This is a genomic window from Clostridium sp. AF22-10 (assembly GCF_003478725.1).
Classification (GTDB): domain Bacteria; phylum Bacillota; class Clostridia; order Lachnospirales; family Lachnospiraceae; genus Otoolea; species Otoolea fessa.
In genome coordinates this window covers 138799-164620 of sequence record NZ_QUFZ01000001.1, presented here as the reverse complement: position 1 = coordinate 164620, position 25822 = coordinate 138799, and the positions used below count along the sequence as shown (strand labels likewise).

General features: G+C 38.1%; 23 protein-coding genes and 2 pseudogenes. 24 read left to right on the top strand and 1 reads right to left on the bottom strand.

Going from position 1 to position 25822, the window contains the following annotated elements:
• Positions 1-57: 57 nt before the first annotated feature.
• Complete coding sequence (locus DWX91_RS00745) at positions 58-555, top strand: nucleotidyltransferase domain-containing protein (RefSeq protein ID WP_009247521.1); 498 nt, start codon at positions 58-60, stop codon at positions 553-555.
• Between the two features lie 422 nt (positions 556-977).
• Here DWX91_RS00745 and DWX91_RS00740 read toward each other — a convergent pair.
• Positions 978-1501 (bottom strand): annotated as a pseudogene (locus DWX91_RS00740) (helix-turn-helix transcriptional regulator).
• 233 nt (positions 1502-1734) lie between these two features.
• Between DWX91_RS00740 and DWX91_RS00735 the strand changes: the two are divergent.
• The 23 genes and pseudogenes from DWX91_RS00735 (at position 1735) to pheS (ending at position 25811) form a co-directional block, all read left to right on the top strand.
• Positions 1735-1917: a DNA-binding protein gene (locus tag DWX91_RS00735; protein WP_118472203.1), complete on the top strand. Its 183-nt coding sequence runs from the start codon at positions 1735-1737 to the stop codon at positions 1915-1917.
• Between the two features lie 17 nt (positions 1918-1934).
• On the top strand, positions 1935-3035 hold the full coding sequence (locus tag DWX91_RS00730; protein WP_118472202.1) for a site-specific integrase: 1101 nt from the start codon (positions 1935-1937) through the stop codon (positions 3033-3035).
• A complete protein-coding gene (locus DWX91_RS00725) occupies positions 3013-3336 on the top strand; it encodes a plasmid mobilization protein (protein ID WP_118491646.1) in 324 nt (107 codons plus the stop codon). The genes DWX91_RS00730 and DWX91_RS00725 overlap by 23 nt, the downstream gene beginning before the upstream one ends.
• Entirely contained in the window at positions 3333-4487 is a 1155-nt protein-coding gene (locus DWX91_RS00720) for an AAA family ATPase (RefSeq protein ID WP_118472200.1), read from the top strand. The genes DWX91_RS00725 and DWX91_RS00720 overlap by 4 nt, the downstream gene beginning before the upstream one ends.
• Positions 4488-4578: 91 nt before the next feature.
• Positions 4579-4821 carry a complexin-2 gene (locus DWX91_RS00715; RefSeq protein WP_118472199.1) on the top strand — a complete coding sequence of 81 codons (243 nt, stop codon included), beginning with the start codon at positions 4579-4581 and terminating at the stop codon, positions 4819-4821.
• A gap of 131 nt (positions 4822-4952) precedes the next feature.
• On the top strand, positions 4953-5180 hold the full coding sequence (locus DWX91_RS00710) for a DUF5348 domain-containing protein (RefSeq protein WP_118472198.1): 228 nt from the start codon (positions 4953-4955) through the stop codon (positions 5178-5180).
• A 354-nt stretch (positions 5181-5534) separates the two neighbouring features.
• A complete protein-coding gene (locus DWX91_RS00705) occupies positions 5535-6767 on the top strand; it encodes a MobA/MobL family protein (protein WP_243098934.1) in 1233 nt (410 codons plus the stop codon).
• Between the two features lie 25 nt (positions 6768-6792).
• Positions 6793-7056 carry a hypothetical protein gene (locus tag DWX91_RS16985; RefSeq protein WP_243098933.1) on the top strand — a complete coding sequence of 88 codons (264 nt, stop codon included), beginning with the start codon at positions 6793-6795 and terminating at the stop codon, positions 7054-7056.
• Positions 7057-7068: 12 nt separating this feature from the next.
• Complete coding sequence (locus tag DWX91_RS00700) at positions 7069-7446, top strand: TnpV protein (protein ID WP_118472197.1); 378 nt, start codon at positions 7069-7071, stop codon at positions 7444-7446.
• 156 nt (positions 7447-7602) lie between these two features.
• On the top strand, positions 7603-7845 hold the full coding sequence (locus tag DWX91_RS00695) for a helix-turn-helix domain-containing protein (RefSeq protein WP_118472196.1): 243 nt from the start codon (positions 7603-7605) through the stop codon (positions 7843-7845).
• Positions 7832-10846 carry an Eco57I restriction-modification methylase domain-containing protein gene (locus tag DWX91_RS00690; protein ID WP_182430791.1) on the top strand — a complete coding sequence of 1005 codons (3015 nt, stop codon included), beginning with the start codon at positions 7832-7834 and terminating at the stop codon, positions 10844-10846. The genes DWX91_RS00695 and DWX91_RS00690 overlap by 14 nt, the downstream gene beginning before the upstream one ends.
• Entirely contained in the window at positions 10836-12452 is a 1617-nt protein-coding gene (locus tag DWX91_RS00685) for an N-6 DNA methylase (protein WP_182430789.1), read from the top strand. Before DWX91_RS00690 ends, DWX91_RS00685 begins: the two co-directional genes overlap by 11 nt.
• A gap of 30 nt (positions 12453-12482) precedes the next feature.
• Positions 12483-14678 (top strand): AAA family ATPase, encoded by a 2196-nt coding sequence (locus DWX91_RS00680; RefSeq protein ID WP_118472195.1) that lies wholly within the window; start codon positions 12483-12485, stop codon positions 14676-14678.
• Positions 14679-14682: 4 nt separating this feature from the next.
• Complete coding sequence (locus DWX91_RS00675; protein WP_118472194.1) at positions 14683-16545, top strand: UvrD-helicase domain-containing protein; 1863 nt, start codon at positions 14683-14685, stop codon at positions 16543-16545.
• A gap of 708 nt (positions 16546-17253) precedes the next feature.
• Entirely contained in the window at positions 17254-17580 is a 327-nt protein-coding gene (gene tnpB, locus DWX91_RS00670; protein ID WP_347474982.1) for an IS66 family insertion sequence element accessory protein TnpB, read from the top strand.
• Positions 17581-17875: 295 nt separating this feature from the next.
• Complete coding sequence (locus tag DWX91_RS00665; protein WP_118472193.1) at positions 17876-18232, top strand: hypothetical protein; 357 nt, start codon at positions 17876-17878, stop codon at positions 18230-18232.
• Positions 18233-18253: 21 nt separating this feature from the next.
• A pseudogene (locus DWX91_RS00660) lies at positions 18254-19287 on the top strand (alcohol dehydrogenase).
• 25 nt (positions 19288-19312) lie between these two features.
• Positions 19313-20287: a Gfo/Idh/MocA family protein gene (locus DWX91_RS00655; protein WP_118472191.1), complete on the top strand. Its 975-nt coding sequence runs from the start codon at positions 19313-19315 to the stop codon at positions 20285-20287.
• Between the two features lie 3 nt (positions 20288-20290).
• Entirely contained in the window at positions 20291-20554 is a 264-nt protein-coding gene (locus tag DWX91_RS00650; RefSeq protein WP_182426641.1) for an acylphosphatase, read from the top strand.
• A 24-nt stretch (positions 20555-20578) separates the two neighbouring features.
• A complete protein-coding gene (locus DWX91_RS17745) occupies positions 20579-20701 on the top strand; it encodes a hypothetical protein (RefSeq protein WP_022360385.1) in 123 nt (40 codons plus the stop codon).
• Positions 20702-20868: 167 nt separating this feature from the next.
• Positions 20869-22389 carry a putative basic amino acid antiporter YfcC gene (gene yfcC / locus DWX91_RS00645; RefSeq protein ID WP_118468203.1) on the top strand — a complete coding sequence of 507 codons (1521 nt, stop codon included), beginning with the start codon at positions 20869-20871 and terminating at the stop codon, positions 22387-22389.
• Positions 22390-22475: 86 nt separating this feature from the next.
• Positions 22476-23624, top strand: coding sequence for a beta-aspartyl-peptidase (iadA, locus tag DWX91_RS00640; RefSeq protein ID WP_118472190.1), 1149 nt, complete (start codon positions 22476-22478; stop codon positions 23622-23624).
• 1143 nt (positions 23625-24767) lie between these two features.
• Positions 24768-25811, top strand: coding sequence for a phenylalanine--tRNA ligase subunit alpha (gene pheS, locus DWX91_RS00625; RefSeq protein WP_117796200.1), 1044 nt, complete (start codon positions 24768-24770; stop codon positions 25809-25811).
• The last annotated feature ends 11 nt before the right edge of the window (positions 25812-25822 follow it).

Below are 25822 nucleotides of genomic sequence, written 5' to 3'. Positions count from 1 at the left end.
TTTCAGGCTTTTAGTGAGTTGGAAAGCATACAAAGATTTGAATTTGGAGGATAGATTATGGTACGTACAGAAGATGCATGTGAAATTATAAAATATGCTTTGCAAAACGAAATTAAAGTATATTTAGATGGCGGATGGGGTGTTGATGCACTTCTTAAAAGAGAATCAAGAATACACAATGATATTGATTTGTTTGTTGAACTGAAACATTATCATGATTATATTTATGTGATTAAGCAGCATGGATTTGAGGAAGTAAATACTGATTATACAACGGATGGTCATACTGTCTGGAAAGATGATAAACAAAGAATCATTGATTTACATTGTTTTGAATTTACAGATGACGGAATTGTTTATGAGGGAGATATATTTCCATCAAAAACTTTTTCCGGTATTGGAAAAGTTGGAGATATAACTGTTTCTTGTATTGAACCATTGAGTCAGGTAATGCTTCATTTGGGATATGAACACGATAAAAATGATGTGCATGATGTGATGCTGTTGTGTGAAACATTTCAAATAGCAATACCAGATGAATATAAGGAAAAGTAAAATTTCAGTTTTGTGTTGAATCTCTAAGCAAAATAGCTTATAATTTGACATGCTACATATAGTTATTATCCACAGTTATCGAGTAGGTGTTATCAATGCCGATAACAAAATGATAACATTAGCTCGTATAGGCAGGATAATATGGATATATCAAATAATCAAAAGAACGAGAAACATTACAGAGAATAATTCCTAAACAAAAAGCGTTAGTCTTTGTAGAGTTTGAATAGTCCACACAGTCACGAGAAACCAGTATTTATGCGGGTTGCAAGCAAATTTGCTTAGTGATTGGCAACAAAATGGCAACATTTTGTAATTATTCAAAAGATATAAATTTTATTTCATAACGTATATAAAGAAACCTTACTGATTTTCAGAAGTAAAAAAACTGAATATCGGTAAGGTTTTTCTAGTCTCTTCTTTTATTTTTCTTTTTTAGTCAATTCTTTTACGAGGTAATTACTCAGCTCCTGAGATGGTACCTTGGCACGTTTCTGGTAAGTATCCAGTTCCGGGTACTTATATCTCCATTCATCATATTCTTCCTTGCTGATTTCACCGTTTTCCAGTTTGTCAGCTTGTTCCATCCATGCACGAAACATTTCATCGACAGATGAGCCGGGAGCAGATATGGAAGAGTCAAGGCAGAGATGAGGTTGTCCATCTACATTTTTTACCTTCAGATCATACATATCTTCCAGTGCAAATAGTGTATGCATCAGCCTATATGGGTATCAATATCGGGCACGGTTAAAGCATGTGTGTTGACACCAAAGATCTGAGACATTTGTTTTACAAGATCAATCTTAGGAACTCTGGCTTCAGATTCATACTGAGCCATGCGGACATCTGAGGTTTTTCCCATGAATCCCAGTTGTTCTCCGAGTTGCTTTTGTGTCATGCCGATGCGGTTACGAAAATATTTGATACGTTGTCCGATTGCCATTTTTGTTTGCCTCCTTATAGTAGTCATTCGTGTTGTCATAATTAATTGTGATAGAAAATAAAACAATTCTGTTTAGGTTCAGTATAGCATGAGCACTTTCGGATAGCAAGAAGAACTTAAACAAAAAAATTTAATATTCTCATAAAATCACTTGACTTAAATTAAAATGTTTAGTATTATGCGAATGCAATAGCTTAAACAAATTACGTTAATATAGAGAGGAGAGATGCGATGTGACGAACAGAACTTTTATGACAGTAGAAGAAGTTGCAGCGGATCTGGGAGTTTCCAAGTCTTATGCTTATAAGATTGTCAAACAGTTAAATGATGAATTACAGAAGCTGGGTTATCTTACGGTAGCTGGCAGAGTAAACACCAATTATTTCCGCAAAAAAGTATGTTACAGCGAAGTGTAAGAGAGAGGAGAATTTGTATGAGTATTTACAAAGATAATGCCACTGGAAAGTGGCGAGTGGTCTATCGTTATACTGATTGGACAGGGGAAACACACCAGTCGTCGAAAAGAGGATTTCCTACAAAACGAGAAGCACAGATGTGGGAACGAGAGCTACTGCTGAAGAAAGAAGCCAAACTGGATATGACCTTCGAAAGCTTTTACGAGATTTATGTGGAGGATATGCAAAATCGAATTCGTGATAACACCTGGGGAACGAAGACAAATATTGCCAGAACTAAAATTCTTCCTTATTTCGGAAAGCGTAAGATGGGGGAAATTGAGCCAAGAGATATTATTGTATGGCAGAATGAACTGCTAGCGATCCGTCAGCCAAATGGAAAACCGTATTCCGCTGCTTATCTGCAGAAAATTCACAGTCAGTTAAGTGCTATTTTCAATCATGCAGTAAATTTTTATCATCTTCCATCTAATCCGGCACAGAAAGCCGGAAATATGGGAAAAGAGGAACACAGGGAAATGCTGTTCTGGACAAAAGAAGAATATCTGAAATTTGCAGATGTCATGATGGATAAGCCTGTTTCCTATTATGCGTTTGAAATACTTTATTGGTGTGGGCTTCGCATGGGCGAGTTATTAGCAATTACACCAGCAGATTTCAATTTTGAAACGCATACACTACGGATTAACAAGTCCTATCAGAGACTGCATCGGGAAGATGTGATTACACCGCCAAAGACATTAAAAAGTAATCGAACCATTAAGATGCCACAGTTTTTGTGTGATGAGATGCAGGATTATCTGAAAATGCTGTATGAGCCGAAAGAGGACGAACGGATTTTCACAATTTCCAAATCTTATCTGCATCATGAAATGAACAGAGGCTCAAAAATATCTGGGGTGAAACGAATTCGAGTGCATGACTTGAGACATTCCCATGTATCGTTATTAATCAATATGGGATTTACGGTATTAGCAATCGCAGACCGAATGGGACATGAGAGCATTGATATCACTTACCGATATGCACATCTGTTTCCAAGTGAGCAGACACAGATGGCAGAACAGCTGGATATTGAAAGGATGGAAAAATCAAATGGAGAAAAATCTGGACAGTAAAGGAAGATGGAGAAACAAAATCGTAGCATTCCGGGTATTACCGGAAGAAGCAGAGCAGATTGATGCATGTGTCCGGTTGTCAGGACTCAGCAAGCAGGAGTATATCACAAAACGATTAACTGATCGGGAAATTGTGGTACAGGGAAATCCAAGAGTGTATAAAGCATTGCGAAATCAGATGGCAGAGATTTATGACGAGCTGAAACATCTGGAAAAGTGCAGTGATGAGAATGAGGAATTGCTGAGTACCCTGCGATTGTTTGCAGAAATCTTAAACGGAGTGAAAGGGGAAAAGGAATGACAGCAAAAGAAAAAATGACTGTTCCGGTAACATCTGTTGGCGCAGATGTGGAACAGCCATCAAGTAATAAATTAACTAACCAAAGTATAGCAGATTTGCCCGGTAAGGGCAATCTGCAAGCCACAAATAATGCGGAAAATACAGCAAAATCAGTAAATAAAAGGAATCCGGATGAACTGGAAACAGTTTCTATGATGGAATTGTATGATACGGCATATCCGCCAAAGCTGCCAATCGTAGATGGACTTTTGTATAACGGAACGTATCTGTTTGTAGGTTTACCGAAAATTGGAAAATCTTTCTTTATGGCACAGATTGGGTATCACATTAGTAAAGGAATTCCATTGTGGGGATTTTCGGTGAGACAGGGAACGGTTCTGTATCTGGCACTGGAAGACGATTATGCAAGGTTGCAGAAACGATTATCACAGATGTTCGGAATGGAAGGCAGTGAGAACTTTTATTTTGCTACAAAGTCCAAATCATTAAATGCCGGATTGGAACAACAGCTTGTGCAGTTTGTAACAGAGCATAAGGACGCAAGGCTCATTATTATTGATACGCTTCAAAAAGTCCGGGAGGTTGGTGGAGATAAATTCAGCTACGCCAGCAACTATGAGATTGTGACGAAGCTGAAAGCATTCAGTGACCATTATGGAATCTGCTTTCTGGTGGTGCATCACACAAGAAAAATGGAATCCTCAGACAGCTTTGATATGATTTCCGGTACGAATGGACTGCTGGGAGCGGCGGATGGAGCATTCGTCATGCAGAAAGAAAAACGGACAGATAACAAGGCAGTTTTGGAGGTGGCAGGAAGAGACCAACAGGATCAGAAGCTGTACTTGAATTTTAATCGAGAAAGATGCGTCTGGGAATTAACTAAAACAGAAACAGAACTTTGGAAAGAACCAGAAGATCCATTGCTTGAAAAAATCAAAGAACTGGTAACAGACGAACAGCCGGAATGGACGGGAACAGCAACGGAACTGGTAAAACTTCTGCAGGTAGAGATGCAGCCTAACGCATTATCAAGAAAATTGAATGTCAGCCTGGAACGACTGCTTCTGGAATATGGAATCCAGTATAAAACAGAGCGAGGACATGATGGAAGAAAAATCAGACTGACTTTTGTAGGAACAACAGCGTGACGATATGTGACGGTTGTGACGGTATTTTAGATAGCGTGTCGGTAGTGAAAATATCGTCACTATCGTCACGACCGTCACGGAAAGGAAAAATATGGAGAAAAAAACGCAGGTACAGATACCAAAAGATTTGCTGTTAGCTCTGTTTCAGTACCATCTTGCCGGAAATGAAGATTATTTACCGGAAATTGAAAAAGCATTGATGGAAAAGCTGGACAGCATGGTAAAACGAGAGCTTTATACAACTTTTAAAACAGCAGCAACAGAGGAAGAACGGGAAAAGGCAAGGCAGGAATATTTGGATAAATGCGGAGTACCGGAGAGTTTTCGCTGGTAACAATTCTGCTTGATTACTTTATAACAGGAGCGTGACACGCACCTGTAGATAGCAGACAAGGAGAAGTCTGGAATGTGAAGTCGAAAGTGTGTTGGAAACCCGGAAAATGATGGATAAAGGAGAACGATGCAATGAGAGAAGGAAGATTAGGATATAACTGTGAAAATGGTAGATATGGATTACTGGTAATGGATTTGTGGATTGATACAGGATTTCATTGCGGAGAATGTATGGAAGTACTGGTGGACGACCAGTGGGTACAGACAAGAATGGAAATGAATCTGGCGAGAGAATGGTATCTGGTAGGAACACCATACTGCGGAGATCTGGAATATATTCGGGCAAGAATACCAGATTAAATCTGACAGGGAAATAGAAGAAAGCGAAATAGATAATCTGTTGTCAGAAAGAAAAAATAGCCCGGATACGGGCATAAAAACTGGGCGGATACGCCCAAGATGAAAAGCATAAGCCGGACAGTAGTTGTTACAGGCAGTATTTATCAAAGCCCTCGGCGCTTGAGAGCGAAATACACCCATCGCACAAAAATGTGTTTTATGCTCAAGGGTATTTCGCTGCCGGGAGCTAAAATGCCGGATACGGCAATAAGTTCGTAAACGAATGCCTGAGCATCCACTCACAAAAAATATAGCAGAATTTACTTTGCCGGAGACAAGGAGGGAGTGCCTATCGGAAGAAACTCATTTATTCAAATGACAAAACTAAGCAATGTAAAAGGCAGGATCACTTATATATCCAGTCATGCAAAACAGGAAAACCTTTATGCGGTTTATGAAACCACAGAACGGAAATTCTGGCGGGAACTTGCAAAATGTAATCAGGAAGAATTTGCAAAAAGTGGAACAGAAGGAAAATGTATTGAGGCAAGAGAATTGATCATTGCTTTGCCAGAGAGTTTTACAGAATATCAGCCGGACAGACTGCTGCAGCTTTTTACAAATCATTTTAAACAGAATTATGGAGCGGAGTGTATCGCTGCTTTGCACCACAATAAAAGAAAGACCAATTATCACATTCATTTGATATTTGCAGAACGGAGGCTATTGGATGAACCAATCATTAAGACTGCCAGTAGAAATATGTTTTATGATGAAAATGGAAAACATGTCCGAACCAAGAAAGAAATATTAGGAGAAGACGGAGAAATCCGGGAAGGCTGTCACATTGTAAAGAAGGGCGAGATTTATGAGAAGAAGTTGTTTACAGTTAAAGATGAACGGTTTAAAAGCAATTCTTTCCTGGATGAAGTGAAGCGTTCCTATACTGATCTGATTAATCTTTATATGAAAGATGAAAACCAGAAGCTGCAGGTATTTCAACGTGGCAGTGTTTATCTTGCAACAAAGAAAATTGGAAAGTGTAATCCTAAGGCATCGGAAATCGAAGCGAATAATCGGAAACGCCAGGAATGGAATCGGGCAGTTGATATGGCACTGATCAGTGGCATTCCAGAACCACAGATTATGGAAGTGAAACAAAAAAGGATTTCAGAACCAATCAAGAGTGCAATTTCCCGGAAAGGAAGAAAACCAAACTTATTTGCAAAAGTTGTTACGATGGCGATTGAGGCATTGGAACTGATGATAGAAAGCGTACTTGTGAAAAAGTATAAGGAATCATTGGAACAGAAAGAAGAATTACAGAAAACAGATGTTTCTGAAATGCGGACCGTAATGCCAGAAACAGGGCGAACAGAAGCAGAAATTAACGAGCCAGTGGAAAGATTGCCAGAACCGAAACAGCCGGAAATGACAAGAATGGCATCAAAATATCCGAGATTCTATAAGATTTACAATGAACTGGAACAGCAGAATAATGCAATTTATAAGAAAGAGAAACAGCGTTCTGCAAAGAAAAAAGAACTGTCTGAGATCAAAGGCTGGTTTAAAGGAAGAAAGAAAAAAAGAATTACAGGAAGAAATTGACGATCTGACAAGCCAGATCAGGAACATGAAAGATTATCTTCCGAAGATTGTACAGAAAGTCGGCTATAGAAATGTACAGGAATTTCTGAAAGACTTCAAAACTGCAAAGCCCGAGTATAGTCAGTATCAGAAGGCAATCGCACAATGGAAACAGGAAACCGGAAAAGAGCCAGAGCCACAGCCACATGGTGTCAGGGAAAAGCTGGCAGCAAACAGAAAGAAAATAGAGCAGGAACAGAAAAACATGCAACGCACCCGAAGCCAGAGTAAGGACCTAGGGGCAAGATAGGAGGACAAAATCATGGAGAAACACATTATGGGAGAAAACGGAATCAGCTATACTTTGGGAGAGGACGGTCTGTATTATCCAGACCTGTACCTCCCGGAGGAGACGGAGTATCCGATTGGGAAGTATGGAATGTTACGAAGGACGTATTTAAAAGGACATCGGAAAGGGCTGTATCTGGAGCTGGTACTTGCCGGAAAACTGAATGAGCATCTACACCAGATTGATGAGGAGTGTCATCAGATGATGGACAGGTTGGTGGAGCAGATGAAAGAAGAACAGGGAGTAACAGAAGAATTGAAGATGCAGGATCAGATGGCATGGGTTGGGAGAATGAATAATATCTGGGCTTGTGCGGAGGAAATTGTACTTCATGAAATAATAGTAAATTAAACCGCTGGTTAAATATTATGATATAATCTGAAAAAATAGATTTTATATCTAAAAAAATAGATATAGAATCTATTTTTATGCAAGCGATGTTGACGAAAAGATAAAACAATGATATACTAAACAGAACATACATTCGGAAGAAACATGAGGTGCGAGATGGCTATTTCATATAATGGACTATGGAAAATTCTGATTGATAACGGAATGAAAAAAGGGGATTTGAAGCGAAGAACAGGAATTAGTAATGGAACTATTGCTAAAATGACTAATGGTGAAGCAGTGACTTTAACTGTTTTGGAAAAGATATGTAATGAGTTAAATTGTGATATTGGTGATTTAGTTGAAATTGATACTTTCAATGTGAAAAAAGCAAAGGAGAAAAAGGATGCAAAAAGATAGATTGCTTAAACTGGTAGAAGCTTATCAGGAACACTTTAAACAATACAATAGACCAGATTACAATGAGACAGAAGTTCGTAATGATTTTGTAAATCCTTTTTTTGAAATATTAGGGTGGGATGTACAAAATAAAAAGAATTTGCCGCAGCATTTAAGAGAAGTAAAACATGAGGCATCTGTATTTGTAGAGGAAAACGGAAAACAAGTAAAAAAGAAGCCGGATTATGAATTTCATGTAGGTTCTACACCATATTTTTTTCTGGAAACTAAAAAGCCTAATGTAGATATCATGACAAGCAAAGAAGCGGCATTTCAAACTAGACGGTACGGCTGGAATGGAAATCTAGAAATATCTGTATTGTCGAATTTTACAGATTTGGTTATCTATGATACATCAGTAAGACCGAACGAGAATGATAAACCTTCAGTTGCCCAGATTGCTCATTTCCATTTTACAGAATATGTAGATAAATTTGATGAGATATCTAGGTTGCTTTCATATGAGACGGTGGTTTCGGGAGCTTTTGAAAGAACATTTGCGAATATATCCAGTTCGCTAAAGAAGGAACCATTTGATAAATATTTTTTATCACAAATAAAGGTATGGAGATTGGTATTAAGTGAGGATATTTTTGAAAATAATCCGACGATTAATCAGGAAACATTAAATATTTTCGTTCAGAAATTGATTAATCGAATTGTATTTTTAAGAATATGTGAAGATCGAGAATTAGAAAAATATGAAAGCCTTAAAAATATAGGTACATATGTGGAGTTGAAAAAAGTATTTGCGGCGGCAGATAAAAAGTATGACTCTGGACTATTTGAATTGATTGATGGGGAACAATTTGAAATATCTGATAGTGTACTTGTGGATATCTTTAAAGAATTGTACTATCCAAATAGTTGTTATGAGTTTAGCATAGTCGATCCATTTATTATTGGCCAAATTTATGAATTATTTTTGGAAGAAGAAATAGTAATAAAAGAAAAAACAGTAGTTGCAGAAAGAAAACCAGAAATTGTAGATTCACAAGGAGTGGTAAACACGCCCAAGAATGTTGCAGATATTATTGTTAAAACGACTTTGAATCCGCTGTTTACAAATGAAAAATTTACGGAATGGGGAAATTATAGAATAGTAGATATTTGTTGTGGATCTGGAAACTTTTTACTTGCCGCATATGAATTTATTATAAATCGTTATGTTGAATATTATATGAAAAATGATTTGGAAACAGCTATACAAAGGGGAATACTTATTCGTGACACGGCAAATAATTTTAAGTTGTCGTATGAACAGAAGAGAACGATTTTACAGAAAAACATATGGGGAGTAGATATTGATATTTTGGCTGTGGAGGTTGCAAAATTTAGTTTGCTTATTAAACTTATTGAAGAAAGCTCTTTATATGAAATGGAATGTTTTGTAAAAAATAATGGTTGCAGAATTCTTCCGAGTCTAGATAACAATATTAAAAATGGTAATAGCCTTGTAGATGAAAAGTATATGCAATATAATCAGGATTTGTTAGAGGATCCGGAATTGGTTGAAAAAATTAAAATTTTCAATTGGGAAACGGAGTTTGCAGGGAAAAAATTTGATGCAATTGTTGGAAATCCGCCATATATTCGAGTACAGAATATGGTGCACTTTTCTGAAAACGAGTATGAGTATTATAAATCTGAATTTTCAGAGTATGAAACGGCAAGAACAGATTTATTGGACAAGTATTTTTTATTCCTTGAAAAGGGATTGACACTATTAAAAGCGAATGGAAAAATGGGATATATAATTCCGCATAAATTTATGCTTATTAAATCGGGCAGTTCCTTGCGGAAAATGCTATCAGAGATGAAATGTGTTAAACAAATTATTCATTTTGGTACAGAGCAGGTTTTTAAAGGAAGAAGTACATACACTTGTCTTTTGTTTGTTGAAAAAAAAGAACGGAAATCATTTGAAATTGGTTTTGTCAAAGATATTAATAGGTTTTATGCAACAGGAGCAGTTGACATGCAAGAATACCCTATTGAATATCTTGGGGTAGCACCATGGACTTTTTTATCAAATGAGATAGTGCAAACTTTAGAAAAAAAGAAAGAATATTGTCAGCCGCTGGAATCTTTAGTTGATATTTTTGTCGGTTTACAAACAAGTGCAGATCCAATATATATTATTGAACCAAAAGAAGAAAAAGAAGGGATTATAAAATTTATTGATTGTAGAGGAAGAGAGTGGCAAATTGAATCGGCAATTACTAAACCATGCATTTATGATTTGCAACTAGAGAAATATGCCCAAATTAATGAAAATAGACGAATTATTTTTCCTTATTATCAGAAGGAAAAGAAACAAGTATTATATTCCATGGATGAAATGAAACAATTGTTTCCTAAGACATTGGAATATTTAGATTCCTTTAAAGAAGAATTATGTAAACGTAGCATTAACAATATGTCGGAGAATAATTGGTATCAATTTGGTAGGAGCCAAAGTTTAAAGAGGTTTGTAAAGGGTGATCATTTAGTTTGGTCAGTTTTAGCAACTCAGGGAAATTATGTATATGATGCCAGAACAATTTGCTTTACTGGTGGAGGGAATGGACCATTTTATGGATTAGAAAAGAAAGATGATACAAGAGAATCCTTGTTTTACATTCAAGCAGTATTGAATTATTGGATGATAGAAATGGTAGTAAAGAGTAAAGCAAGTAAATTTCGAGGGGACTATTATTCTCATGGAAAACAGTTTGTTGCACAGTTACCAATCTATAGAATAAACTTTGATGATTTAAATGAAGTGAAACTTCATGATGAGATAGTTGATACCGTTAAGAAGCTTATGGAATTAAAAAATAAAAGAGACGAACAGCATACAAAACTTCAAAAAGAAACGTATAAGAGATTGATTCAAATAGAAGATAAAAAATTAGATGGATTAATTTCAAAATTATATGGAGCTGAGAATTGTAGACGAGAGGATTTAGATGAAGAGTAAAAAAAGTTTTGATAAGTTGCGTGGGGGATATTACACCCCACAGGCTATTACAGAATTTATTTGTAAGTGGATAATAAGTAAGAATACCAAGAAAGTGTTAGAACCAAGTTGCGGCGATGGAAATTTTTTAAAAGCTATAGTAGAAAGAAGAGAGAAACTTAATTTAAATTTAGATATTACAGGAGTAGAATTGTGCCTTGAAGAAGCAAGGAAAGCGATGAAATATGGTACGAATGTAGAATGCCAGGATTTTTTTGCATTTTATAGAGATAAGGTTGTTGGAAAAAGGAACTATGATGCAATTGTAGGGAATCCCCCATTCATTCGGTACCAAGATTTTGATGAAAAATCCAGAGAAATTGCATTCTCTTATATGAAAGAAAATGGATTTCATCCGACAAAATTAACTAATATTTGGTTGCCTTTTTTGGTTTTATCATGTTTAGCGTTAAGTGAAAATGGAAGATTAGGAATGGTTATTCCAGCAGAGCTCTTTCAAGTAAATTACGCAGGAGAAACGAGAGAATTTTTAGCACAATATTTTGACAGACTAACATTAATTACTTTTCAGAAATTGGTTTTTGAAGAGATTCAACAAGAAGTGATTTTGTTATTAGGAGAGAAAAAGTCTGAGGATAAGGGAATTCAAGTAATTGAATTAACTGATTTAGATGACTTAAAAGAACTAGACCTTAATAATTTTTATAATTATGAAATGAAAGAGCTTAATCATAGTACAGAAAAATGGATTAAATACTATTTGACAAATCGAGAAATAAATTTAATTAGAAGATTGAGGGAAAGTGAAAAAATACCGTTTACAACAGAATTGTTTGAAATAAATGTAGGCTTAGTAAGCGGAGAAAATTCGTTCTTTTTGTTAAATAGAAACACAGTTGATGAGTATCAGCTTGCTAATTCAACTCGTATGGTCATTGGAAGAACGGAGCAATTAAAAGGGGTTATTTTGTCAGAACGAGATTTCAAGGCATTGATCGAAAACGGAAAAAAAGTGTACATGTTTATGCCTAAAAATTTGCCTTTTTCAGAGCTTAGTAAAGAAGAACAAGAGTATATTAATTATGGCGAAGAACAAGGATACAATAAAGGATATAAATGTCGCATAAGAAAAAATTGGTATTGTGTTCCACAATCGTGGGAGCCGGATGCCTTCATTTTAAGGCAGGTTAATCGTTATCCGCGAATTATATTAAATCATGTAAATGCTGTGAGCACAGATACAATTCACAAAGTGCGTTTCTTAGATGGAGTTAATCCTGAGTTTGTAGCAGCGGCTTTCTTAAATTCTTTTACATTGGCATTGGCGGAAATTACTGGGAGAAGCTATGGTGGTGGTGTTCTAACATTTGAACCAGGAGAGATACGTCAATTAAAAATTCCAATGAAGAATGCAGAAAAATTAGATGTTACTAAAATTGATAAATTAATTCGGGATGACAAAATAGAGGAAGTACTTGATTATACAGATCGGATTTTGTTGATTGAAGGATTGGGATTAACAGAATTTGAAGTTACTACATTAAGAAATATATGGATTAAGTTGAGTGAGCGTCGGATTGGAAGAAAAGAAAGAAGAATTTCGTGAAAAAATTGTAAAGTAATGCGGAGATGAGATATGAGAATACTGGCGATAACTATTCAAAATTTTCGAAAACTCTTACAATGTCATATAGAGTTTAGTGAAAAGACGACACTTTTTGTTGGGGCTAATAATAGCGGAAAAACGTCTGCTATGGATGCACTCGGAAAGTTTCTTGCAGATAGAAACTTTAACTTTAATGATATAACTATATCGAAGCGTTCAGCTATCAATAAAATTGGTGATAGTTGGATACAAGAAGATAGTAAAGAACCTACGACTCTTATGGAGTGGGAAAGTTTAGTTCCCAAAATGGATATATGGCTTGATGTAGAGCGTGATGAAATACATTATGTAGCAAATATCATTCCAACATTGAAATGGCGTGGAGGAAAGTTGGGTACTAGACTGGCATTTTTGCCAAAAGATATATCTAAATTATTTGCAGATTACAGAGAGGAATATTTTGCAGCACGTAGAGCTGAGACTGCTAAGAAAAATGTTGAGATAAGATTATATCCTAAAAATTTATGTGAGTTTTTAGAGAAAAATCTCAATGCATATTTTTCGATTAAAACATATATTTTAGATGCTGCAAGAGAAGAAACAGAGATACCTCAGGAAACACCTTTTGAAATGGAATGTTTTATTGATAATCCATTAAAGAGAATTATTAAAGTGGATATGATTGATGCACAACGTGGATTTGCAGATCCAGATAATACGGAAGGAACAACAAAATCTCAAAAACAGTTATCTGAGCAAATGCGAGATTATTATGAAAAACATCTTGATCCGGAGAAATCTCCGTCATCAGAAGATTTAGATATTTTACAGGCTGCTGAACAGGCACGACAAGTGTTTGATAAAAATCTTATTATTAAATTTGCACCAGCAATTCGTGAATTGGAGGAATTGGGATATCCAGGAATAGCCGATCCCAAACTTACAATCGCTACTAAAATGGTTATGGGTGAAACTTTAAAACATGATGCGGCGGTGCAGTACACACTTAGCAGGAGTGATACAACTTTAAAATTACCAGAAAAGTATAATGGATTAGGCTATCAAAATCTTATCTCTATGGTTTTTGATTTGATGAGGTTTCGAGATGATTGGATGCATGAAGGGAAGGCAAAACAGATAAAGAAAACTTCAGGTTTGGTGATTGAGCCGTTACATATCGTTTTAATTGAAGAACCAGAAGCACATTTACATGCTCAGGTGCAGCAAGTATTTATTCGTAAAGCATATAGTGTTTTGACGAATCATAGATTTATAAAGGAAAATAGTAACTTTGCTACGCAGCTAGTAATCAGTACTCATTCAAGTCACATAGCAAGGGAAAGCAATTTCGCTGATTTGCGTTATTTTAAAAGATTGGCAGAAAATTCAACAAATATAATTGCAACATCAAAAGTGATAAATTTATCTGATGTATTTGGCAAAAATGATGAAACAGATAAATTTGTAACACGCTATTTACAAACAACACATTGTGATTTGTTTTTTGCAGATGCTGTGATTTTGGTTGAGGGATCAGCAGAAAATATGTTAGTGCCACATTTTATACGGAATAAATATCCTAAATTATATCAAAGATATATATCAATTCTTAGTATAAACGGGAGACATTCTCATCGACTAAATCCGCTGATTGAAAAATTATGTATACCTACACTTGTTATTGCAGACATAGATTCAGCCGAAGCAACAGGACATCATAAAGCTATTTTTCCAGAACGTGGAAAAGGGGAGATTAGTAGTAATTATACGATTACTCAATGGCTTCTTAAAGAAAAAAATTTAGATAATCTTTTGTCATTACCTTTTGAAAAGAAAGAGCTATTACGAGAAACGCCTTATAAATATCCTATTCGAGTTGCATATCAAACACCAGTTATTATTGATTATGGAGGGGACGATAAAGAGGCGATTGCGAGTACATTTGAAGATTGCCTTGTTTACACAAATTATAAACTTTTTAAAGAATTATCAATAGATGATACAGGTAGTTTGATAAAGAGTGTATGTGATGAAATTAATTCAGCAGATTCTTTTGAAACTTTTCACAAGAAAGTATATGAAACATTGCGCAATGGAAAATCAGATCAAAAAGCTGAATTTGCATTAGATTTGATTTATGCGATTGACCCTAATGAACTTACAATTCCTACGTATATTGATGAAGGTTTAGCATGGTTACAAACATATTTAGATCCAGAGGAATAAAATAATGAAAAAAGAAATACCGTTAGAAAAAAGTTATGGGGATGATCATGTTGATGATCATGTGGATAAGGAGATAGAAGATTGCTTTTCTACAAAAAATCCAAAATGTTTTTTTGTATTTGCAGGAGCTGGTTCGGGGAAGACGAGAAGTCTCATAAACACATTGAATTTTTTAGATAGAGAACAAGGCGAAAATCTTTTAATGAACGGTAAACAGGTTGCAGTGATTACTTATACAAATGCGGCATGTGATGAAATATCTAGGAGGCTACAGTACAAAACAATTTTTTCTGTGTCTACAATACATAGCTTTTTATGGGATTTGATAAAATACTATCAAGCAGATATAAAGTCATGGCTTGTAGAATCTGTTCAAAAGGAGATTGAGGAACTTCAAAGAAAGAAGACTAAGAAAACTGGAAGCAAAGCAGGCGAAAAAAGAGAAGAGAAGATAAAAAAGAAGATGGATAGGCTTGCTAAAATTAGAACAGTACAAAAATTTTCGTACAATCCTAATGGAGACAATGTTGGATATGATTCGCTTAGTCATAGTGAAGTCATTAAAATGAGCACGGAGTTTATTGCAACAGAACCAACTATGCAGGATATTTTAACTTCAAAATATCCAATTTTATTAATTGATGAAAGTCAAGATACCAAAAAGGAATTGATTGATGCGTTGTTAATTGTGTGTGAAAAATACAGTGGGAAATTTATTGTTGGAATGTTTGGCGATACTATGCAAAAGATATATATGGATGGAAAAGAAGATCTTGCTAAATGTATTCCGGATAATTGGATAAAACCTGTTAAAATAATGAATCATCGAAGTGCAAAACGTATTGTCACTTTAGCTAATTCGATAAGAAGTACTGTAGATGACAAAAAACAACGAGCGAGAGACGATGCAGACGAGGGGATAGTACGATTATTTATTACTTCAGAATCGAAAGACAAGGAGTATATAGAAAAAAAAGTTGCAGAAATGATGGCACAAGATACTGGTGACGTTGGGTGGAATGATGATGATCAGTACAAAAGTTTGATTCTTGAGCACCATATGGCAGCAAGTAGATTTGGATTTTCTGAATTATATATGCCCTTAAATGATTCAAAAAAATTTGATACATCATTACGTGATGGTTCAATATTAGAATTATCGATTTTATCAAAGATTGTATCTCCTTTAGTGAAAGCTTATAAGATTGGAAATGATTTTGAAGTTGCCAAAATCGTTAGGAAAAATTCTCCTTTATTAAGTAAAGATGCTTTCGTAGAGGAATTTAAAGACCAAACAGAATTGCTGAAAAATGCTGAAGAAGCAGTGGAGACTTTGATGCAACTTTGGAATGATGAAAAAAATCTAACTTGTTTAGAAGTCCTGGAATCTATTCAAAATACAGGATTATTTGATGTTGGGAGTCGTATAGATGAATTATTAACAGAGTATTCTCAAGATGAAGATGAGAAGATAACAGCGCTGAGAACAGCGCTGTCTGTGCCATTTTACGAAGTAGAAAGATATGCATTATATGTTTCTGATAATACACGTTTCGCTACACATCAAGGTGTTAAGGGGTTAGAATTCCCTAGAGTTATGGTCATTCTGGATGACGCACAAGCTAAAGGTTTTTTATTCAGCTATGAGAAATTGTTTGGAGTGAAAGCACAGAGCGACACGGATATAAAAAATGAACGTGATGGTAAAGATACTGGTATTACACGAACAGCGCGTCTTTTTTATGTTGCGTGTACAAGAGCAGAAAATAGTTTAGCTGTTGTTGCTTATACAGAAAATGAAGAGCTGGTTAAAGCTACAGCATTATCGAATGGATGGTTCTTAGAAAATGAGATTTATATAATATAAAGTTTTGTAAGAAGTTGGAATAAAGGTTGTAAAATATTTTTGTGCCGGTTATAATGAAGTGGCAACAAATTGGCAACAGAAAATCAGCAAGCCCAAATAATATATGCAACTGAAATAAAATAACGGCAAAAAAGATACAAAACTTAAACAAATATATTTAATAATATCTTTGGACTTGCCGAGTTTGAATAAACAAAAATGTTTAGTAAATCCAGCGTTTATGCGGGTTTGCAGCACTTTTAAAAGTCTTTTGATAACAATTTGATAACGGTTGCATGAGAGCCATTATTCTTGTAATCCAGTGGTTTTAGGGTTAGAGAATGATTGACAGGTGGTTGTGCAACAAATAAATCCATATTTATCTAAAAAGCTTAGCTGTGGGTATAAAACTCATAGCTAAGGGCTTTTGTCGTGCTTATTTATCTGGTTTGAGTTTGTCTTGGAACATTTCGATCGTAAATAGTAAACCACACATCTCTAGAACTACACCTCCAAGTTTGAGATAATGTTGGAAAAGTTGTACAATACACTTTTCCCATTTTTCACACTAGGAGGTCAATTATGAACACCAAACTTGCCACAGCACAGATCCGTGTAAAAAACTGGGCTGCTATTATTCAGGAGCGCAACGAATCTGGTCTGTCTGTCAAAGATTATTGTGCACAGCATCAGCTTTCATGAGACTCTTATTATTACTGGCTCCGCAAAGTGAAAGAGGCCCTGCTTGTAGAAAGCGGCTTTGTTGAAGTAACGCAGCCAAAGCAGTTCCCTGTGCAGAGGTCTGTAACAGCTGATCCAAATGAAATGTTAACGCTCAAATTCTTCTGTGGTTCCAGTAACCGGAAGATCAAAGGGCTGGTCTGGGAGGAAGACGGCTTCCTGCTTATTTATAAGCGGCTGGAGGCGGGAACTTTTCAATGGCCCCGATCGGAAGCGGAAGCCCGGAACATCACTTCGGAGCAGTATCATCTGCTCATGAGCGGATACTCCATAGATCCATCTGTCCATAAGATCGATCCAAAACATCCAGTGTGACTTTTGTACAAAACAGAGAAGTTTTCTGTTTGATTCGAAAGCCTGTATGGGGATAAAAAGTTCTGTTTTTTATCCGCTTAACATGAATTGTGGACAGTCTTCTCTGCCACATGAAAAGTAAGCCGGATCCACCTGTTTTCAGGCAGCCTGGAAGGTATTCTCTACAGAAAGAACTGCTTTTGGAGCAGGAGTTTTCCACCGTCAAAATACCGAAAAGATATCGGTCTGATTTTTGTGTTTTTTCGCTTCTTCTGTTATACTGGATCCATAAAAGCGAAGGAGACTGATCGTCCGTATGGCACTTGCGTTATCAAAAGAACAGCTGGCAAAACTGAATAAAAAAGATATCCTGCAGCTCTTGCTTGAAAGCATGGAGCAGGAAAAAGAATTACGTAGCCAGCTGGCTGTTCTTACGGATGAGTTGAAACGGACAAACCAGCAGATGCAGGTGATCCTTGAAAAATGGAACCTTGCGCAGGCAACTCGCTTTGGACGTTTTTCTGAAAAAATGACATATGATACCGGAGCCTGCCAGCAGTTGGAACTAGCCATCATGTACGCGGAATGTTTCAATGAAGCAGAAGCATGTTTTTTACGGCAAATCTTGCTAATAACCCCAAGTTTCGCCTATAATAGGATTCAGTATGAATAATAGAAAGAAGGGGGTTAAGCAATGCAGGCATATACATATATTTCTAAGGGAAAGTTTGAATTAGTGGAAAAACCAAAACCGGTGCTTATGCACGAACGGGATGCGATTGTAAAGGTAACACTGGCCAGCATCTGTTCCAGTGATCTGCATATCAAACACGGAAGTGTGCCGCGGGCGGTCCCTGGAATTACAGTCGGCCATGAGATGGTAGGAATTGTGAAAGAAGTTGGGGCAGCGGTGACCCATGTGAAGCCGGGGGACAGGGTCACTGTAAACGTAGAGACCTTCTGCGGTGAATGCTTTTTCTGTAAAAATGGATATGTAAATAACTGTACGGAGGAGAATGGCGGCTGGGCCCTGGGATGCCGTATCGATGGCGGACAGGCCGAATATGTGCGGGTTCCATTTGCAGATCAGGGATTAAATAAGATTCCGGATGGAGTGACAGACCGGCAGGCACTGTTTGTGGGAGATGTGCTGGCGACCGGTTATTGGGCGTCGAGAATCTCTGAGATCACGGAGAAAGATACAGTTCTGATCATCGGTGCCGGTCCGACGGGTATTTGTACCCTTCTATGCGTAATGTTAAAGAAACCGAAACGAATCATTGTCTGCGAGAAAGATGAAAACCGTATCCGCTTTATAAAGGAGCATTATCCGGATGTATACACCGTTTCACCGGAGGAATGTCTGGAATATGTTCAGAAAAACAGTGATCATGCGGAGCCGATGTAGTCCTTGAGGTGGCAGGAGCTCCCTCTACTTTCCGGTTAGCCTGGGAATGTGCAAGGCCTAATGCAATCGTCACAGTGGTAGCGCTTTATGACGAAGCCCAGACGCTGCCGCTTCCGGATATGTATGGCAAGAATCTTACCTTTAAAACCGGCGGTGTAGATGGATGCGACTGTGAGGAGACGCTTCGCCTCATTGCAGAGGGCAAGATCGATACGGAACCGCTTATTACCCATACCTATCCGCTTAGCCGGATCGAAGATGCATACGAGCTTTTTGAGAACAAGAAAGATGGAGTGATTAAGGTAGCGGTGGAGTGCTAGTTGGATAAAGAAAGGTAAGAGATACATGCAGAACATCAGATGGGCAGTTCTTGGAACCGGAGTGATTGCAAATGAAATGGCCGTGGCCTTAAAGAAAAACGGGCGAAACATCGATGCGGTGGGTAACAGAACCCATGAGAAAGCGGTTGAATTTGCAGAAAAATATGGGATAAAAAAGGTATATGATAATTATAATGACATGTTTACAGACCCGGATATTGATGTAATCTATATCACAACTCCCCATAATACCCATATTAATTTTATGCGCAGGGCAATTGAGAATGGAAAGCACATTCTGGTCGAAAAATCTATCACCTTAAACAGCCGGGAACTGGATGAGGCAATTGCTCTGGCGGATAAAAAGGGTGTTGTCATAGGTGAGGCCATGACGATTTATCATATGCCGATTTATAAAAAACTTAAAGAGATTCTTGAGTCAGGGAAACTTGGAAAGGTGAATCTGATTACTATGAATTTTGGAAGCTTCAAAGAATATGATATGAACAACCGCTTTTTTAATAAAAACCTGGCAGGAGGTGCCATGCTGGATATCGGGGTGTACGCGCTTTCCTTTATCCGTTGGTTTATGGATTCCAAGCCGGATCAGCTTTTATCCCAGGTAAAACCGGCACCTACAGGAGTGGATGAACAGGCAGGATTGCTGCTGATGAATCAGGAAGGCCAGATGGCATCTGTCATGTTGTCGCTGCATTCCAAGCAGCCGAAAAGAGGCATGGTATCCTGTGAAAAGGGATATATAGAAATCATGGAATATCCGAGAGCCTGGGAAGCGAGAATCACCTATACAGATTCCGGAGAAACGGAAGTGATTCAGACCGGTGAGCATGCAGATGCGCTGGCCTATGAGCTGGCGGATATGGAGAAAGCCATCCGTGGGGATGCAGAATGCATGCATTTGGATTATACAAAAGATGTGATGGGTATGATGACGGAATTCAGAAAAGAATGGGGATTTCAGTATCCGGAGGAGATGTAAATTATGGTACGAAAACACATCTTTTTTTCAGGTGATGTCCAGGGCGTCGGCTTCCGCTACCGCTCCTTTTATATCGCCCAGTCCCTTGGCCTGGCCGGCTGGGTGGAGAACCTGTGGGACGGAAGAGTGGAGATGGAAGTGCAGGGAAGCGAAGCTTCCATTCGGGAAATGTTAGATCGGATTCAGCAACAGAGATGGATCAACGTGGCGGATATGGAGATCACAGAGATTCCCTGTGAAGAAGAAAGAGGATTTAAGATAAGATAGAGATAAAATGAGGGGGATGTTACTATGTTTATCAATTTTTCCAATCATCCAAGCAGACTTTGGGCAGAGGAAGAGAGAAATGCGGCTCTTCAGTATGGAACGATTGAGGATCTGGCCTTTCCGCAGGTTCCGGAAGGCGCAGTCTAATCACTGGCTAAGCCAGTGGTCATGATTTGCATTACCAGAGCCAATTCCATTTTTGGGTGTATAAAAATACAGGAAAATGACAAAAAACATGTAAATTTTTAGTTGGCTTTTTAGCATTCTATGGTACACTAATATGGTATATCAAAAAATGGGAGGAAGACTCAAAAATGAGCAAAAAAGAAGAAAAAGGGCTAAAGTCCTTTAACAAGGGATTCCAAGTGCCAGATACCTACATTATCATCTTTTTAGTAGTCGTTATCGCAGCACTTCTGACATTTCTTGTACCAAAGGGATTTTACGAAACACAGGATATTTCATATATGATCAATGGTGTTGAAAAAACCCGTACAGTAATCAAGGACGGAAGTTTCCAGTATCTGACAGATGATGCAGGAAATGTAGTAACAGAAGGAGTAGCACTCTTTAGCGGAGATGGTGGAACAGGATTCTTCAACTATATGTATAACGGAATCGTAAATAGTTCTGCAATCGAGATTATCGCATTCCTTATGGTAGTAGGTGGTGCATTTGGTATCATGATCCGTACAGGTGCGATTGAATCTGGATTGATCGGATTGATCCGTAAGGCCAAGGGAGCAGAAAAACTACTGATTCCGATACTTTTCGTACTGTTTTCTCTTGGTGGAGCAGTTTTCGGAATGGGAGAAGAAGCGCTTCCGTTTACTATGATTCTTTGTCCGTTGTTTGTAGCAGTTGGATATGATTCAGTTATCGCAGTTCTTGTTACTTATGTTGCCACACAGATTGGTTTCGGTTCATCTTGGATGAATCCGTTCTCTGTAGGCATTGCACAGGGTATTGCAGGTATTGACGTATTCTCCGGTGCAGGATTCCGTATGGTAATGTGGGTCGTATTTACAGCACTCGGCTGTGGAATGACTATGTTCTATGCATCAAAGATTAAAAAGAATCCGACAATCTCAATCGCATATAAGACGGATTCATATTTCCGTGAGCAGAATGAAACAACAGGAATTGACGAAGGACATTCATTTGGTCTTGGACACATTTTAGTCCTTCTGACACTGGCTGTTACAGTAGTATGGGTAGTTTGGGGAGTTATGACTCAGGGATACTACATGCCGGAGATTGCAACACAGTTCTTTATTATGGGAATTGTTTCCGGTGTGTTTGGAGTTATCTTTAAACTGAATGATATGAAACTGAATGATATTGCAACATCTTTCAAAGATGGAGCAAAAGACCTGATCGGTGCTGCCCTTGTCGTTGCTATGGCACAGGGAATCATGCAGGTTCTTGGTGGTTCTGATCCGACAACACCTACAGTTATTAATACAATTATGTATAATATTTCAAATGCATTGTCTGGAGTTTCCGGAGCAGTTGCAGCCGTACTTATGTATCTGTTCCAGTCCGTATTTAACTTCTTCGTTGTATCCGGAACAGGACAGGCTGCCATCACAATGCCGATCATGGCTCCGCTGTCAGACCTGTTAGGTGTTTCGCGTCAGACAGCTGTAGTTGCATTCCAGCTTGGTGATGCATTTACAAACCTGATTGTTCCTACATCCGGATGCTTGATTGGATCTCTTGCAATTGCAAAGATTGAGTGGTCTAATTGGATTAAATTCATGTGGAAATTCCTTGGTGTCTTAATGATTGGTGCAATCATTACAGTTCTTGTTGCAGTTGGAATTGGATTCTAAAATATGTATTTTATCTCAGTCGAGAAGACTCCCACCTCTTTTGGTGGCGAGTAATAGCAAATTTGTCTCAGTGGGAGTGATTTGTGATGAAATTAATTCAGAATATTGATGTTTATGCTCCACAGCATCTGGGGAAAAAAGATGTACTTATAATCAATGATAAGATTGTTAAGATTAAAGATGCGGGTTCTATATCCGCAGACGGATTTCTTTCTGAGACAGAAAGGATCAATGGAGAGGGGCTACTTTTAACTCCGGGATTCATTGATAGTCATGTTCATGTACTCGGAGGTGGTGGCGAAGGCGGATTCGCCAATCGTACTCCGGAAGCAACCATGGAAGGACTTACGAAGTTTGGAGTGACAACCGTTGTTGGCTGCCTTGGAACAGATGGAATCGGTCGTGATATGTGTGCACTGGTTGCAAAGACAAAAGGATTGAATGAGCAGGGAATGTCTGCATACTGTTATACCGGAAGTTATCAGATTCCGGTCCGCACGTTGACTGACAGTATTGTGAAAGATATTATGATGATTCAGGAAATCATTGGAACGGGAGAAATCGCGATCTCGGATCATCGTTCTTCACAGCCGACTTTCGAGGAATTTGCACGTGTCATTGCGGATACAAGGCTTGGTGGTGTTCTTTCCGGGAAAGCTGGCATTGTAAATGTTCATCTGGGCGATAGTCCGAGATGCTTAGATCTGATTGAACGAGTAGTCGATGAGACAGAGATACCGGCAACTCAAATACTGCCAACACATATCAATCGAAATGAGATGCTTTTTGGCAAGTCGATTGAGTATGCACTGAAAGGCGGAGCAGTAGACTTTACTGGAAATGAAGATATTGACTATTGGGAAACTATCTGTGATGAGGTACGTGTATGTAATGGTATCAAACGGATGTTAGATTCAGGAGTAAATCCTGACCGCATAACAATTTCTTCTGACGGGCAGGGAAGCCTTCCGATGTACAGTAGTGATGGCAAATTCCTTGGAATGGGCGTTGGACAGTCCAGCTGCCTTCTGAAGGAAGTAAAGGAATGTGTATTTAAAACAGAAATTCCTTTAGAAATAGCAATTTCTACAATTACATCGAATCCAGCAGATATTCTTTGTCTTAAGGGAAAAGGTAAGGTTGAAGAAGGCTATGATGCGGATCTTTGTATTCTCGACCAGGAACTTCAGCTTGTTGAAGTGATTGCAAAAGGGAATACAGTTTATAAAAAATAAAGGATATCAGATGTGAGAAGCATCAGTCACTTAGTTGGCTGGTGCTTTTTTGCGTGCTTATACAGTTGATAAAATGATAACCTTGCATAAAAAGAGATGCTGTCTGCTGGTAGAATTAAAAAGAAAAAAAGTTGTTGACATACACCACAAATATAATAACAATTCTAAATGTTTGAATTATAATTATTCTATATGATAGAAGAAGGAGATAAATGATAAATGGATGATTCCTTTCACTACTTGGGAGAGTTATTCTTTTATCTATTTAAGCGACCAGCTTAAGGCAAAGTTGACGGTATATCGGACGTTTTGTCCGAAACCATAGCCTGATCCCTTCTTTTACATACGACAGTATGCCTGAGATACCTTTAGCCAGCCGATAATAGCTGAAATGGATTTTTTCTTTTATAGGGTCTGCTTTCTGTATGATTGCAACCTTCAGGGCATGCGTTTCTGATTTCATGGACATATGTGCCAGAAATGCCATGCACAGGGTAATATAAAAATTTAGGGCATTGATTGCAGTGAGCTTCCTTACACGGAAGTTTTCAAACTGAAACATCTGCTTTTTTAGAGGTTTCTGGGCTTTGTGCTTGCAAAATGCTTGCAGTAAGTAAAATTTCTTATAATTTGAAAATACCAAGATGAAAATATCAAGGAAAGAAATCCCTTGACATTTCCCACCAACATGCCTAAAATAATAAACAGATTGCATACATGAAATCAATCAAACCAAACAAACCAAAAGCTATGATCGTGTTTTATAAGATACTGTTTCCGGTCAGAGAGAAGAGGTCAGCGGCTGTGAGCCTTTTTCCGTTCAGACAGATATCCGAATTTCCCACGGGAGCTGCATTGCTGAAATTTAGAGTAGGCATTGCCGTCTGGTGTACGTTACATACCGGAAAGTGTCTGTGGCAGACGAAAAAATGAGCTGCCGACAGGAAGCTGGGTGGTACCGCGGTATAGATATGATCGTCCCTTTGCACGTTTTGTGCGAAGGGATTTTTTTATGTCATGTCGCAAGCGACCGCGCGAGACGCCCGAATGTGCCAGAGAACATCCTTTATGCACAAATTCGTGTCCACAAGTTAAAGCAATATCAAGATAAAAAGCAACAAAAGTAATAGAAGGAGAGAAATCATGCAGGATTTAAAAGAGCTGAATGAAGTGATCACTGCGATCAAAGAGGAAATCCGCCAGGGTGCGGATGCTCTGACGACTTCCAAGAGTGTCTATGAGTTTAAGAAGACCTTTCTGGATAATAAGCAGGGCAGAATTGGTCTGCTGATGAAAGAAATGCGTAATGTTGCCAATGATCAGAAAGCGGAATTTGGTAAGACAATCAACGGCGCCAAGGAGTGGGCAAACAATTTCTTTGACGAGCTGGATCAGAAATTAAAGGAGAAAGAGCAGCAGCAGCGCTATGAATCAGAGAAGATTGATATTACGATGCCGCCGGTTAAAATCCGTTACGGCAAGCTGCATCCAGTTACGACGGTCCGCAATCAGCTGACGGATATCTTCACCTCTATGGGATTTGAGGTATATGAGGGAACCGAGATAGAGACCGATTATTATAACTTTACGGCTTTAAATACACCGCAGGATCATCCGGCACGCGATATGCAGGATACATTCTACCTGTCTCCGGAGTTCTTGCTTCGTACCCAGACATCGGCTGGACAGGTTCATGTCATGGAAGCGAAAAAACCGCCGATCAAGGTTGTTTCCCCGGGTAAGGTATTCCGTTCTGATGATGATGCGACCCATTCTCCGATGTTCAGCCAGATGGAAGGCCTGGTTGTTGATGAGGGCATCACCCTGTGTGATTTAAAGGGTATGCTGGATATGTTTGTTCAGAGAATTTTCGGTGAGCAGACAAAAACGAGACTTCGTCCGTCCTATTTCCCGTTCACGGAGCCGTCTGTCGAGGTCGATGTAAGCTGCTTCCAGTGCGGCGGAAAGGGCTGCCGTCTGTGCAAGGAAACTGGCTGGATCGAGGTTCTCGGCGCTGGTGTGGTAAATAAGAAGGTACTGGAAAACTGTGGCATTGATTCCAATAAATACAGTGGATTCGCATTCGGATTGGGTCTGGAGCGTATCGCAATGCTGAAATACGGCATCAACAACATCAAGATGCTTTTTGAGTCTGATCTGCGTGTGCTGGATCAGATCGATGACTGATCAGGACAGGA

Coding starts and splice junctions, on each gene's coding strand:
- DWX91_RS00665 (WP_118472193.1), top strand. CDS start 17,876: ATGGCACTTGCGTTATCAAAAGAACAGCTGGCAAAACTGAATAAAAAA.
- DWX91_RS00715 (WP_118472199.1), top strand. CDS start 4,579: ATGGAGAAAAAAACGCAGGTACAGATACCAAAAGATTTGCTGTTAGCT.
- DWX91_RS16985 (WP_243098933.1), top strand. CDS start 6,793: ATGAAAGATTATCTTCCGAAGATTGTACAGAAAGTCGGCTATAGAAAT.
- DWX91_RS00690 (WP_182430791.1), top strand. CDS start 7,832: ATGCAAAAAGATAGATTGCTTAAACTGGTAGAAGCTTATCAGGAACAC.
- DWX91_RS00720 (WP_118472200.1), top strand. CDS start 3,333: ATGACAGCAAAAGAAAAAATGACTGTTCCGGTAACATCTGTTGGCGCA.
- DWX91_RS17745 (WP_022360385.1), top strand. CDS start 20,579: ATGTTTATCAATTTTTCCAATCATCCAAGCAGACTTTGGGCAGAGGAA.
- DWX91_RS00655 (WP_118472191.1), top strand. CDS start 19,313: ATGCAGAACATCAGATGGGCAGTTCTTGGAACCGGAGTGATTGCAAAT.
- DWX91_RS00695 (WP_118472196.1), top strand. CDS start 7,603: ATGGCTATTTCATATAATGGACTATGGAAAATTCTGATTGATAACGGA.
- DWX91_RS00680 (WP_118472195.1), top strand. CDS start 12,483: ATGAGAATACTGGCGATAACTATTCAAAATTTTCGAAAACTCTTACAA.
- DWX91_RS00650 (WP_182426641.1), top strand. CDS start 20,291: ATGGTACGAAAACACATCTTTTTTTCAGGTGATGTCCAGGGCGTCGGC.
- DWX91_RS00685 (WP_182430789.1), top strand. CDS start 10,836: ATGAAGAGTAAAAAAAGTTTTGATAAGTTGCGTGGGGGATATTACACC.
- DWX91_RS00730 (WP_118472202.1), top strand. CDS start 1,935: ATGAGTATTTACAAAGATAATGCCACTGGAAAGTGGCGAGTGGTCTAT.
- yfcC (WP_118468203.1), top strand. CDS start 20,869: ATGAGCAAAAAAGAAGAAAAAGGGCTAAAGTCCTTTAACAAGGGATTC.
- DWX91_RS00675 (WP_118472194.1), top strand. CDS start 14,683: ATGAAAAAAGAAATACCGTTAGAAAAAAGTTATGGGGATGATCATGTT.
- DWX91_RS00705 (WP_243098934.1), top strand. CDS start 5,535: ATGACAAAACTAAGCAATGTAAAAGGCAGGATCACTTATATATCCAGT.
- DWX91_RS00725 (WP_118491646.1), top strand. CDS start 3,013: ATGGAGAAAAATCTGGACAGTAAAGGAAGATGGAGAAACAAAATCGTA.
- iadA (WP_118472190.1), top strand. CDS start 22,476: ATGAAATTAATTCAGAATATTGATGTTTATGCTCCACAGCATCTGGGG.
- DWX91_RS00745 (WP_009247521.1), top strand. CDS start 58: ATGGTACGTACAGAAGATGCATGTGAAATTATAAAATATGCTTTGCAA.
- DWX91_RS00700 (WP_118472197.1), top strand. CDS start 7,069: ATGGAGAAACACATTATGGGAGAAAACGGAATCAGCTATACTTTGGGA.
- pheS (WP_117796200.1), top strand. CDS start 24,768: ATGCAGGATTTAAAAGAGCTGAATGAAGTGATCACTGCGATCAAAGAG.
- DWX91_RS00710 (WP_118472198.1), top strand. CDS start 4,953: ATGAGAGAAGGAAGATTAGGATATAACTGTGAAAATGGTAGATATGGA.